This is a genomic window from Pseudomonas sp. P8_229 (assembly GCF_034008635.1).
In the GTDB taxonomy this organism is placed as follows: domain Bacteria; phylum Pseudomonadota; class Gammaproteobacteria; order Pseudomonadales; family Pseudomonadaceae; genus Aquipseudomonas.
Genome location: NZ_CP125378.1, coordinates 1,441,788 through 1,454,389, shown reverse-complemented (window position 1 = coordinate 1,454,389; position 12,602 = coordinate 1,441,788). Strand labels below are relative to the sequence as shown.

The 12,602-nt window shown below is 59.6% G+C and carries 11 protein-coding genes and 1 tRNA gene; 7 read left to right on the top strand and 5 right to left on the bottom strand.

The annotated features are described in order from the left end of the window. Positions 1-12: 12 nt before the first annotated feature. From tolB to nadA, 7 genes are all read left to right on the top strand, one after another. Positions 13-1,281: a Tol-Pal system beta propeller repeat protein TolB gene (gene tolB / locus QMK55_RS06595; RefSeq protein WP_218244969.1), complete on the top strand. Its 1,269-nt coding sequence runs from the start codon at positions 13-15 to the stop codon at positions 1,279-1,281. 52 nt (positions 1,282-1,333) lie between these two features. Further along, a complete protein-coding gene (gene pal, locus QMK55_RS06590; RefSeq protein WP_003178634.1) occupies positions 1,334-1,831 on the top strand; it encodes a peptidoglycan-associated lipoprotein Pal in 498 nt (165 codons plus the stop codon). 6 nt (positions 1,832-1,837) lie between these two features. Beyond that, positions 1,838-2,671 (top strand): tol-pal system protein YbgF, encoded by an 834-nt coding sequence (gene ybgF / locus QMK55_RS06585; protein ID WP_025112794.1) that lies wholly within the window; start codon positions 1,838-1,840, stop codon positions 2,669-2,671. A gap of 167 nt (positions 2,672-2,838) precedes the next feature. Further along, positions 2,839-3,486 carry a 7-carboxy-7-deazaguanine synthase QueE gene (gene queE, locus QMK55_RS06580; protein WP_064588906.1) on the top strand — a complete coding sequence of 216 codons (648 nt, stop codon included), beginning with the start codon at positions 2,839-2,841 and terminating at the stop codon, positions 3,484-3,486. A 1-nt stretch (position 3,487) separates the two neighbouring features. Beyond that, entirely contained in the window at positions 3,488-4,180 is a 693-nt protein-coding gene (gene queC, locus QMK55_RS06575) for a 7-cyano-7-deazaguanine synthase QueC (RefSeq protein ID WP_102355044.1), read from the top strand. 62 nt (positions 4,181-4,242) lie between these two features. After that, positions 4,243-4,318 (top strand) — tRNA-Lys (locus QMK55_RS06570). A gap of 271 nt (positions 4,319-4,589) precedes the next feature. Then, the gene (gene nadA, locus QMK55_RS06565; RefSeq protein WP_320328894.1) at positions 4,590-5,648 is read left to right on the top strand and encodes a quinolinate synthase NadA; all 1,059 of its coding nucleotides are present in this window, start codon (positions 4,590-4,592) and stop codon (positions 5,646-5,648) included. 136 nt (positions 5,649-5,784) lie between these two features. Here the strand turns inward: nadA and QMK55_RS06560 are convergent, their stop codons facing one another. The 5 genes from QMK55_RS06560 to gcvP all read right to left on the bottom strand — a co-directional run bounded on the left by QMK55_RS06560 (position 5,785) and on the right by gcvP (position 12,600). Continuing rightward, positions 5,785-6,273 carry an RDD family protein gene (locus QMK55_RS06560; RefSeq protein WP_102355046.1) on the bottom strand — a complete coding sequence of 163 codons (489 nt, stop codon included), beginning with the start codon at positions 6,271-6,273 and terminating at the stop codon, positions 5,785-5,787. A gap of 97 nt (positions 6,274-6,370) precedes the next feature. Further along, positions 6,371-6,583, bottom strand: a complete 213-nt coding sequence (locus QMK55_RS06555) for a cold-shock protein (protein WP_003227496.1) — start codon at positions 6,581-6,583, stop codon at positions 6,371-6,373. A gap of 405 nt (positions 6,584-6,988) precedes the next feature. After that, positions 6,989-8,113: a glycine cleavage system aminomethyltransferase GcvT gene (gene gcvT / locus QMK55_RS06550; protein ID WP_320328893.1), complete on the bottom strand. Its 1,125-nt coding sequence runs from the start codon at positions 8,111-8,113 to the stop codon at positions 6,989-6,991. Between the two features lie 51 nt (positions 8,114-8,164). Then, positions 8,165-9,541, bottom strand: a complete 1,377-nt coding sequence (locus QMK55_RS06545; RefSeq protein ID WP_320328892.1) for an L-serine ammonia-lyase — start codon at positions 9,539-9,541, stop codon at positions 8,165-8,167. A 206-nt stretch (positions 9,542-9,747) separates the two neighbouring features. Beyond that, complete coding sequence (gene gcvP / locus QMK55_RS06540) at positions 9,748-12,600, bottom strand: aminomethyl-transferring glycine dehydrogenase (RefSeq protein WP_320328891.1); 2,853 nt, start codon at positions 12,598-12,600, stop codon at positions 9,748-9,750. Between the last annotated feature and the right edge of the window lie 2 nt (positions 12,601-12,602).

Below are 12,602 nucleotides of genomic sequence, written 5' to 3'. Positions count from 1 at the left end.
CTGCTTGTCGTCATGTTCTGCTTTGCAGGACTGGCCACCGCAGAAGAGAAAAATATCCTGGTCAGCAGTGGCAGCTCCCAGGCGACGCCAATTGCCGTAGTGCCGTTCGGTTTCCAGGGCGGTGCAGTGCTGCCTGACGATATGGCCGAAATCATTGGCAACGATTTGCGGAATTCGGGCTACTACTCGCCGATTCCAAAGCAAAACATGATCAGCCAGCCAAGCCAGCCGAGCGAAATCATCTTCCGTGACTGGAAGGCGGTGAATGCTCAATTCATCATGGTCGGCAGCATTGCTCCAGCGGGCGGCCGTCTGCAGGTGCAATGGGCACTGTTCAACGTGGCCACCGAGCAGAAAGTGGCTGACGGCAGTGTTTCCGGTACTACCGAGCAACTGCGTGACATGGCGCACTTCATCTCTGACCAGTCGTTCGAAAAACTTACCGGTATCAAAGGTGCGTTTTCGACCCGTCTGCTGTACGTGACAGCCGAGCGTTTCTCCGAGAAGAACACTCGCTACACCCTGCAGCGTTCGGACTATGACGGTGCCCGCGCCGTGACTCTGTTGCAATCGCGCGAGCCGATCCTGTCGCCGCGTTTCGCACCGGATGGCAAACGCATCGCCTATGTGTCGTTCGAGCAGAAGCGTCCGCGCATCTTCATGCAGAACATCGACACCGGTCGCCGTGAGCAGATCACCAACTTCGAAGGCCTGAACGGCGCGCCAGCCTGGTCGCCGGATGGCAATCGCCTGGCATTCGTACTGTCGAAAGATGGCAACCCGGACATCTATGTGATGAACCTGGGTTCGCGTCAGATCACTCGCGTGACTGCAGGTCCTGGCATCAACACCGAACCGTACTGGGGCAAGGATGGTTCGACCATCTACTTCACCTCGGACCGTGGCGGCAAACCACAGATCTACAAAACCAGCGCCAGTGGCGGCGGTGCGGAGCGAGTGACCTTCATCGGCAACTACAACGCCAACCCGAAGCTTTCGGCTGATGAAAAGACCCTGGTGATGATCCATCGTCAGGACGGTTTCACCAATTTCAAAGTGGCGGCTCAGGATTTGCAGCGCGGAAGTGTAAAAATCCTAACTGATAGCACTCTGGACGAGTCGCCTACTGTTGCGCCCAACGGCACCATGGTAATCTACGCCACCCGCCAGCAGGGCCGGGGAGTCTTGATGCTCGTGTCCATTAATGGACGCGTGAGGCTCCCGCTTCCTACCGCTCAAGGCGAAGTCAGAGAACCGTCCTGGTCCCCTTACCTGAACTGACGCGGCGCTACACGTTTTACTTAACACACTGGGGTTCATTAGGAGTTTCACGATGGAAATGCTGAAGTTTGGTAAATTTGCTGCGCTGGCTCTGGCCATGGCTGTAGCTGTAGGTTGCTCGTCCAAAGGCGGCGACAACGCCGGTGAAGGCGCTGTTGATCCAAACGCTGGTTACGGCGCAAACACTGGTGCCGTTGACGGTTCCCTGAGCGAAGAAGCTGCTCTGCGCGCAATCACCACCTTCTACTTCGAATACGACAGCTCGGACCTGAAGCCAGAAGCCATGCGCGCTCTGGATGTTCACGCCAAAGACCTGAAAGCAAACGGCGCTCGCGTTGTTCTGGAAGGCAACACCGACGAACGTGGTACTCGTGAGTACAACATGGCACTGGGCGAGCGTCGTGCGAAAGCCGTTCAGCGCTACCTGGTACTGCAAGGTGTTTCCCCAGCTCAGCTGGAACTGGTTTCCTACGGCGAAGAGCGTCCAGTTGCTACCGGCAACGACGAGCAGTCCTGGGCTCAAAACCGTCGCGTCGAACTGCGTAAGTAATTCGATATGCGAACGTGCCGTCGTGCTGTAACTGTTCTGGCTCTCAGCCTCGCGCCGCTTGCGGCGTGGGCTGCGGTTCCTGTGGTCGATGACAACTCCGGTTATAACAATAGCGGGAGCAGTTATCCGCCTGCGGGTTACGGTACGAACGGCGCCTATGCCGGGGGAGCGGCTTCGGCCCCTGCCTCGGCACAGGGCATGCTGTTCAACCAACTGCAACAGATGCAGGATCAGATATCGCGCCAGCAAGGTGTGATTGAAGAACTGCAGAATCAGGTTGCGCGCATGAAGCAGGAATCCCTGGAGCGATACCAGGATCTTGATCGGCGCATAGGATCCGGTGCTGCACCTGCCGCGACTCCTGAGAATTCTTCTGCCGGTGGCGATGCAAGTGCTGCTGCCGGTGCTGCCGCTGGCGCCGGGGCTGCTGCCCAGGCACCTGCTGCGAGTAGCGAGCCGGGTGATCCGGCCAAGGAAAAGCTGTATTACGATGCGGCTTTCGACCTGATCAAAGCCAAGGATTTCGACAAGGCCAGCCAGGCTTTCTCGGCATTCCTGCGCAAATACCCGAACAGTCAATACGCGGGCAATGCCCAGTACTGGTTGGGCGAAGTCAATCTGGCCAAGGGCGATCTGCAAGGTGCAGGTCAAGCGTTTGCCAAGGTTTCGCAACTGTATCCCAAGCATGCCAAAGTGCCGGATTCGCTGTACAAGCTGGCTGACGTAGAGCGCCGCCTCGGTCACACCGACAAGGTCAAAGGCATTCTGCAACAGGTGGTTTCCCAATACCCGGGGACCTCTGCAGCTCAGTTGGCCCAACGCGATCTGCAACGCATGTAACTGTGCTTCACCCCGTTTGGAAGAAACCCGCGCTTGTCGCGGGTTTTTTCGTTAGAATTCACGCCCTTTTTCTGAAACACGCTTCTGGTGATCTACGCGTTGGCGGGGTTACCTGAAGTGCCTGACGGAGGCGGACAGCCTGTTTAGCTGTTACGCCCGTGGCGACTATGCAAGACACATTGAGAATCACCGAAGTTTTCTACTCGTTGCAGGGGGAAACGCGGACTGCCGGGCTGCCCACGGTTTTTGTGCGCCTGACCGGTTGCCCATTGCGTTGCCAGTACTGCGACAGCGCCTATGCGTTCACCGGCGGTACGATCCGCACCCTCGACGATATCCTTGAGCAGGTGGCCGGGTTCCGCCCACGCTATGTGTGTGTCACTGGCGGTGAGCCGCTGGCACAGCCCAATGCCATTCCCTTGCTCAAGCGGTTGTGTGATGCCGGTTACGAGGTCTCGCTGGAAACCAGCGGTGCCCTCGACGTTTCGGCCGTCGACCCACGGGTCAGCCGCGTTGTCGACCTGAAGACGCCGGGCTCGAAAGAAGCTCATCGCAACCGTTACGAGAATATCGAACTGCTGACTCCCAACGATCAGGTGAAATTTGTCATCTGCTCGCGGGAAGACTATGACTGGGCGGTTTCCAAGCTGATCCAGTACGGGCTCGACCGGCGTGCCGGCGAAGTCCTGTTTTCTCCAAGTCACCATGACCTCAACGCAAGGGATCTGGCGGACTGGGTGGTGGCGGATAACCTGCCAGTGCGGTTGCAACTGCAACTGCATAAATATCTATGGAATGATGAGCCGGGGCGCTGAGATGACTGAACAACAGAACACTAACGAAAAACGTGCGGTAATCCTGCTGTCGGGTGGCCTGGATTCGGCCACCGTGGTGGCGATGGCTCGGGCCGAAGGCTACGCCTGCTACACCATGAGCTTCGATTACGGTCAGCGCTCCCACGCTGAGCTGCACGCCGCTGCTCGCGTGGCCCGTGACCTGGGTGTGGTCGAGCACAAAGTGATCGGCCTGAACCTGAACGGCATGGGTGGTTCGGCACTGACCGACACCAGCATCGATATTCCGGAAGAGCTGGGCGAGGGCATTCCGGTGACCTACGTACCAGCCCGCAACACCGTGTTCCTGTCTCTGGCGTTGGGCTGGGCGGAAGTGCTTGGCGCCCGTGACATCTTCATCGGCGTCAATGCGGTGGATTATTCCGGTTACCCGGATTGCCGTCCCGAGTTCATCGAATCGTTTGAGCGTATGGCCAACCTGGCGACCAAGGCGGGCGTGGAAGGCAATGGCTTTCGCATTCAGGCGCCGCTGCAGAACCTCAGCAAGGCACAGATCGTCCAGGCCGGCGTGAAGCTGGGCGTTGATTATGGCCTCACCGTTTCCTGCTATCAGGCCGACGATGAAGGCCGCGCGTGCGCCAAATGCGACAGCTGCCGCCTGCGCGCAGAAGGCTTTGCGGCCGCTGGTGTGGACGACCCAACACCTTATTTTTGATTATTTTAAAAAAGGTGTTGAATAGTCCTTAAAAATCAGTATTATACGCGCCACCACACAGCGGGTCGTTAGCTCAGTTGGTAGAGCAGTTGGCTTTTAACCAATTGGTCGTAGGTTCGAATCCCACACGACCCACCATATTTGGCGGTTTAGAAAATCCGGAAGGCCCACGAAAGTGAGGATTTCCGGGTTTTTTTTTGCCTGCAATTCGGGTGAGCATTTGTTCAGTGCCGTCGGTGCTGACACAGGTCAGAATGATCTTTTGTATCAACGGGATATTCTGTAGCCTTGCGCAGCTTCAATGCTGTCCGTGCCTGATAATACTCACTCTCCCGGCGGTACCCTCAAGCGGTCCGGAGCCGGGTGTATACTCGACTTTCGCGCGAAAGCGCCTGCAGGTCTTGCGAACATGACGCAGATTTCCGAACGCCTTCTGGTTCAAGCCCACCTCGATGCCAAACAGCCCAAACCGCTGACGGCCGAGGAAGAGACTTATTACCGTTCTGCCATCGCCGCCGAGCTCAAGGCTCAGGACGCGGTGTTGGTTGCCCACTTTTATTGCGATCCGGTGATTCAGGCCCTGGCCGAAGAAACCGGTGGCTGTGTTTCCGACTCCCTGGAGATGGCTCGCTTCGGCAATGCCCATCCGGCCAAGACCGTAGTGGTCGCCGGTGTGAAGTTCATGGGTGAGACGGCGAAGATTCTCAACCCGGAAAAACGCGTGCTGATGCCGACCCTCGACGCGACTTGCTCGCTGGACCTGGGTTGCCCGGTCGACGAGTTCTCGGCGTTCTGCGATCAACATCCGGAGCGTACCGTGGTGGTGTATGCCAATACCTCCGCAGCGGTCAAAGCCCGGGCTGACTGGGTCGTGACCTCGAGCTGCGCGCTGGAGATCGTCGAAAGCCTGATGGACAACGGCGAGACCATCATCTGGGGCCCGGACAAGCACCTGGGGACTTACATCCAGCGCAAGACCGGCGCCGACATGCTGCTGTGGGACGGTGCCTGTATCGTTCACGAGGAGTTCAAGTCCAAGCAGCTCGAAGACATGAAGGCGCTGTACCCGGACGCGGCGATTCTGGTGCACCCGGAGTCGCCGACCTCGGTGATCGAACTGGCGGATGCAGTAGGTTCTACCAGTCAGTTGATCGCTGCCGCGCAAAGCCTGCCGAACAAGACCCTGATCGTCGCCACCGATCGCGGCATCTTCTACAAGATGCAGCAGTTGTGCCCGGACAAGGTCTTCATCGAGGCGCCAACCGCCGGTAACGGCGCAGCGTGCCGCAGTTGCGCACATTGCCCGTGGATGGCCATGAACACCCTTGAGCGTACGCTCAAGAGCTTGAAGGAAGGGACGAACGAGATCTTTGTCGATCCGGCATTGATTCCGCAGGCGATCCGTCCGTTGAAGCGCATGTTGGACTTTACTCAGGCCGCGCGGATGAAGCTGGCGGGTAACGCCTAAGCTCTAAAGGCAGCATACAAAACCTGTGGGAGCGGGCTTGCTCGCGAAGGCGTCATATCAGTCAACATCTAACTCGACTGATACGGCGCCTTCGCGAGCAAGCCCGCTCCCACAGTTGTTTCTGCGTTTTGGAGGGTTATTTGGTTTTCTTCGGAATCCGCACCACGCGGGTATCGGAATAGATGTCATGCCACGTGCGCTTCTGCTGGTCATACAGCGACCAGAAGAAGCCAAGCCCCACGCACAGCCATGATGCGATCGACACCATGAAGCGCAGCAGCGCCTGCCACAGGCTGATCGCGCTGCCATCAGCGTTCTGTACGCGAATCCCCCACACCTGCATGCCCAGCGTCTGCCCGCCGTGGGTCCAGAACTTGGCGAAGAAGGCGAACAGCACCAGCAGCAGCACCGTGGAGTACAGTGGATCGCCATCCATTTTTCCGGCATCGGTCAGCACGCGCAGGCGTTCTTCGCCGATGATCGCGGCCTGGATCAGTTTGTAAATGAAACCGGTGACGATCAGCAGGGCGGTGCACAGCAGAAAGTCATAGAACATCGCGGCCAGACGACGGCCCAGGCCTACGGCAGGAAAATCGCCCTGGGGAGTGAGCAGGTTTTTCGACATGGCAGCCTCTGGACGCAAATGGAAGCGCCATTTTACGGATTCGCGCGCACAAAAAAGCCCCTGATATCAATATCAGGGGCTTTTTCGTTACAGAAGATTAAGCTTCAGCTTGTACTTCGTCAGCCTGCATGCCTTTCTGGCCTTGCACTGCAACGAAGGTCACTTTCTGGCCTTCTTTGAGGCTCTTGAAGCCGTTGCCCTGGATGGCGCGGAAATGCACGAACAGATCCGGACCGCTTTCTGGAGTGATAAAACCAAAACCTTTCTCGTCGTTAAACCACTTGACGGTACCGCTCTGACGTGTGGACATTTCTTATTTCCTTTGACGCAAAAAATTAATGACAGTCTCTTTCTCATGAAAGAGTACTGGGGCTGGTTGCAGGAGAGTAAGAAGACGTCGAACGGGATGTAGCTAACTTTGTAGGCTACTGCCCAGGTCACGATTCCAAGCTGACCCATGCAAACACAGTGGACAAACTCTACGCCAACTACGGGAGAAAAAACAAGCCCCGTGAAGGCCCCGGTTTTCCTGCCCTTGCTGGCAATTAGTCAGTTCACTAGTGCGGCTTAGACGATTAACCTGCTCAATTGTTTTCGATTGTTATAAGCAAAGTTCATATTCGAATCAAATGTTAGAAAATGCACTTTTTTGTGGCGATTGCGTTACACATTAGTGCACGCATAACGCAATCGCGTTACGTATAGAAACAGTCAATCAACCACGGTAGTAGCGTTGTGGAACAAATGGCATTTTGCTTACAAGCATTTGCACCTTTTTCCCACGGACGATGGCCCAGACTGGCGTGTCGAGGGTGACATAAGCGCTGTCGAGGTAACCCATCGCCAAAGGACCGCCCAAGGTCGGACCGAAGCCGCCGCTGCACACGCTGCCGATGATCTCGCCGGCTTCGTTGACGATTTCCGCGCCTTCACGCACGGGGGTACGTTCTTGTGGCAGCAGGCCGACGCGTTTGCGTGCGACGCCGTTCTGTTGCTGAGCGAAAACTGTCTCCGCCCCCGGGAAACCGCCGGCCCGTGCGCCATCAGCGCGTCGTGGCTTGGAGATCGCCCACAGCAGGCTGGCTTCGATCGGCGTGGTGTCGGTGTTCATGTCGTGGCCGTACAGGCACAGGCCGGCTTCCAGGCGCAGCGAATCGCGAGCGCCGAGGCCGATGGCCTGGACTTCCGGTTCGGCGAGCAGGGCGCGGGCGAGTTTTTCCGCGTCGGCTGCCGGTACCGAGATTTCGAAGCCGTCTTCACCGGTGTAGCCCGAGCGGCTGACGAAGCAATCCACGCCCAGCAGTTGCACGCGGTTGAACTGCATGAACGTCATCTTCGCCACTTCCGGCGCAAGTCGCGCCAGCACGGTGACCGCTGCCGGACCTTGCAACGCCAGCAGCGCGCGCGCTTCGAACAGCTCCGTAATGGTGCACTGATCGCCGATGTGCTTTTGCAGATGCGCGAGGTCCTGATCCTTGCACGCGGCGTTGACCACCAGGAACAGCTCGTCGTTACCGAGGTTGGCGACCATCAGGTCGTCGAGGATGCCACCGTTCTCGTTGGTGAACATCGCGTAGCGCTGCATGCCCACCGGCAGGTCGATGATGTCCACGGGTACCAGGGTTTCCAGGGCCTTGGCGGCATTGGCGCCGGTCAGGCGAATCTGGCCCATGTGCGAGACATCGAACAGCCCGGCCTGCTCGCGGGTGTGCTGGTGTTCCTTCATCACGCCCAGGGGGTATTGCACCGGCATATCGTAGCCGGCGAACGGCACCATGCGGGCGCCGAGTTCGAGGTGCAGAGCGTGCAGCGGGGTTTTCGACAGTTGTTCGGTGGACATGCGGGACTCCTTGATTCGCGCCAATCCTCTCCCGGAGGGAGAGGGGGCTAATTAGCATTCGATAATGTTGACCGCGAGACCGCCACGGGCGGTCTCCTTGTATTTGCTTTTCATGTCGGCGCCGGTCTGGCGCATGGTGCGGATGACCTTGTCGAGGGAGACGAAGTGTTGCCCGTCGCCACGCATCGCCATGCGCACCGCGTTGATCGCCTTCACCGAACCCATCGCGTTGCGCTCGATGCATGGCACCTGCACCAGCCCGCCAATCGGGTCGCAGGTCAGGCCGAGATTGTGTTCCATGCCGATTTCCGCAGCGTTTTCCACTTGCTGCACGCTGCCGCCAAGGACTTCACACAACGCACCGGCGGCCATCGAGCAGGCGACGCCGACCTCGCCCTGACAGCCGACTTCAGCACCGGAGATCGAGGCGTTTTCCTTGTACAGAATGCCGATGGCGGCGGCAGTCAGCAGAAAGCGCACGACACCGTCATCGTTGGCACCCGGGATAAAACGCATGTAGTAATGCAGCACTGCCGGGATGATCCCCGCCGCGCCGTTGGTGGGCGCAGTCACCACGCGTCCGCCGTTGGCGTTTTCTTCGTTGACTGCCAGCGCGTACAGGTTGACCCAGTCGAGCACCGACAGCGGATCGCGCAATGCTGATTCCGGGTTCTTGCACAGTTGCCGATGCAGTGCTGCCGCCCGGCGTTTGACCTTCAGCCCGCCCGGCAGAATGCCTTCGTTGCGGCATCCAGCGGCGACGCAGTCCTGCATCACCTGCCAGATTTTCAGCAGACCGGCGCGGGTCTCCGCCTCCGGACGCCAGGCGCTTTCGTTGGTCAGCATCACCTGACTGATCGACAGACCGTAGGTAGCGCAATGGCCGAGCAGGTCCTTGGCACTTTTGAACGGGAAGGTCAGCGCGGTGGCATCTTCGACGATGCGGTCGGCACCGGCCGCGTCTTCGTCGACTACGAAACCACCGCCCACCGAGTAGTACTCGCGGCTGCGGATTTGAATGCCCGCCGCATCGAACGCACGGAAGATCATGCCGTTGGGGTGATAGGCCAGCGGCTTGCGGATCATCGCCAGGTGTTCTTTCTCGTTGAACGCAATGCTGTGTTCACCGAGCAGGTTCAGCCGGCCATTGCCGCGAATCTCTTGCAGGCGCGCGGCGACGGTTTCGGTATCAACGGTGTCCGGATGTTCGCCTTCGAGGCCGAGCAACACGGCTTTGTCGCTGCCGTGGCCCTTGCCGGTGGCGCCGAGAGAGCCGTACAGCTCGACTTTGACGGTGTTGGTTGCAGACAGCAGGTTGTCCCGGCGCAGGCCTTCGGCGAAGCGCGCAGCGGCACGCATCGGGCCGACGGTGTGGGAGCTGGAAGGGCCGATGCCAATCTTGAACAGGTCGAACACGCTTAACGACATGAGTGGTTCTCCGGTTTCTTGTTATAGAAATTGGCGCAAGCTCAAGGCTGGACACAAATCCCCTGTGGGAGCGGGCTTGCTCGCGAATGCGGTGTGTCAGGCAACATTGATGGCGACTGATACACCGCATTCGCGAGCAAGCCCGCTCCCACTTTGGGATCTATGGTTTTGCTGAAATCGGGGCAGGTAAACCCGCCCCTCATTCTTTAAGCGTAGCTTTCGATCGACGGGCAGGCGCACACCAGGTTGCGGTCGCCGAACACGTTGTCGACGCGGCCGACCGGCGGCCAGTATTTGCCTTCGATCAACGACGCCACTGGATACACCGCTTGCTCGCGGCTGTACGGATGGGTCCACTCGCCGACCAGCTCTGCCGCCGTGTGCGGGGCGTTCTTCAGCGGGTTGTCGTCCTTGTCCAGGGTGCCGTTTTCCACTGCGCGGATTTCTTCGCGGATACGGATCATGGCGTCGCAGAAGCGGTCCAGTTCTTCCTTGGATTCACTTTCGGTCGGCTCGATCATCAGCGTGCCCGCGACCGGGAACGACATGGTCGGGGCGTGGAAGCCAAAGTCGATCAGGCGTTTGGCAACGTCATCGACGCTGATCCCGCTGCTGTCTTTCAGTGGGCGCAGGTCGAGGATGCATTCGTGCGCCACCAGACCGTTGCTGCCGGTGTACAGCACCGGGTAGTGCTCTTCGAGGCGACGGGAAATGTAGTTGGCGTTGAGGATCGCCAGTTGCGAAGCACGCTTCAGACCCGCCCCACCCATCATGCGAATGTACATCCAGGTGATTGGCAGAATGCTCGCGCTGCCGAACGGTGCTGCACAGACCGCACCTTCTTTGCGCTCCATCTGGCCATGGCCCGGCAGGAACGGGGTCAGGTGCGACTTGACGCCGATCGGGCCGACGCCCGGGCCGCCACCGCCGTGTGGAATGCAGAAGGTTTTGTGCAGGTTCAGGTGGCTCACATCGCCGCCGAACTTGCCCGGTGCGCAGAGGCCGACCATCGCGTTCATGTTGGCGCCGTCGATGTACACCTGGCCGCCGTTGTCGTGAATGATCCCGCAGATTTCGCGGATACCTTCTTCGAACACGCCGTGTGTCGACGGGTAGGTGATCATCAGCGCGGCGAGGTGTTCGCGGTGCTCGATGGCTTTGGCGCGCAGGTCTTCGATGTCGACGTTGCCACGGGCATCGCACGCGGTCACGACCACGCGCATGCCAGCCATGTTGGCGGTGGCCGGGTTGGTGCCGTGGGCGGACGAGGGGATCAGGCAGATATCGCGGCGCTCGTCGCCACGGCTCTGATGGTAAGCACGAATCGCCAAGAGACCTGCGTATTCACCTTGCGAACCGGCGTTCGGTTGCAGCGAAATCGCGTCGTAACCGGTGGCGGCGCAGAGCATCGCTTCCAGTTCATCGGTCAGTTGCTGGTAACCGGCGCTCTGTGCGGCGGGGGCGAACGGGTGCAGGGCGCCGAATTCGGCCCAGGTTACCGGGATCATTTCGCTGGCGGCGTTGAGTTTCATGGTGCACGAACCCAGCGGGATCATGGTGCGATCCAGTGCCAGGTCCTTGTCCGCCAGTTTGCGCAGGTAGCGCATCAGCTCGGTTTCCGAGTGATAACGGTTGAACACCGGGTGGCTGAGGATCGGCGACTGACGTACCAGCGCGGCCGGGATGGTGCTTTGCACGGAAGCGGCGAGGGCAGCGAAGTCCGGCAGGGTCTTGCCGTCGGCGAACAGGCTCCACAGGGTTTCGATGTCAGCCTGAGTGGTGGTTTCGTCGACCGACAGGCCCAAACGCTGAGCGTCGATCACGCGCAGGTTGATCTGCTGAGCGTGCGCCTTGTCGTGAAGTGCGGCGGTCTGCGCGCCGGTGGCGAGGGTCAGGGTGTCGAAGAAGCTGTCCTGCTCGACTTTCGCGCCCAGTGCGCTCAGGCCCTTGGCGAGAATCGCGGTCAGGTGATGCACGCGGTTGGCGATCTGGGTCAAGCCTTTCGGGCCGTGGTAGACGGCGTACATGCTGGCGATGTTGGCCAGCAGCACCTGGGCGGTGCAGATGTTCGACGTGGCCTTCTCGCGGCGGATGTGTTGCTCGCGGGTCTGCATCGCCAGGCGCAGGGCCGGTTTGCCGAAGCGGTCAACCGACACGCCGACCAGACGGCCGGGCATATCACGCTTGAATGCATCCTTGGTGGAGAAGTACGCGGCGTGCGGGCCACCGAAGCCCAGCGGCACGCCGAAGCGTTGCGCGGAACCGATGGCGACGTCAGCGCCGAACTCGCCCGGGGCGGTCAATAGGGTCAGGGCCAGCAGGTCAGCGGCCACGGCGACCAGCGCGTTGGCGGCGTGGAAGCGTTCGGTCAGTTCACGGTAGTCGAACACATCACCGTTGCTGGCCGGGTATTGCAGCAGCGCGCCAAAAAACGGCGTCACGTCGCTCAGTTCACGCTCATCGCCCACCACAACGTCGATACCCAACGGCTCGGCACGGGTGCGCAGCACGTCGAGGGTTTGCGGGTGGCTGTGGATCGAGGCGAAGAATTGGTGGCTGCCCTTGTTCTTGCTCAGGCGTTTGCAGAAGGTCATGGCTTCGGCAGCGGCGGTGGCTTCGTCGAGCAACGAGGCGTTGGCGATCGGCAGACCCGTGAGGTCGCTGATCATGGTCTGGAAGTTCAACAGTGCTTCGAGACGGCCCTGGGAAATTTCTGGCTGGTATGGGGTGTAAGCGGTGTACCAGGCCGGGTTTTCCAGCAGGTTGCGCAGGATCGGCGACGGCGTGTGGCAGTTGTAGTAGCCCTGGCCGATGTAGGTCTTGAACAGCTGGTTCTTGCCGGCGATGGATTTGATCATCGCCAGGGCGTCGGCTTCACTCAGGCCGTCGTCCATGCCGAGCACGCTGGTGCCCTTGATGCTTTCCGGAATCACGCTGGCGCTCAGCGCTTCGAGCGAATCGAAGCCGAGGCTATTGAGCATGGCTTGCTCGTCACTGGCGCGCGGGCCGATGTGACGGGCAATGAATTCGTTGGCGGTGCCGAGGTTTACTTGGGTCATGT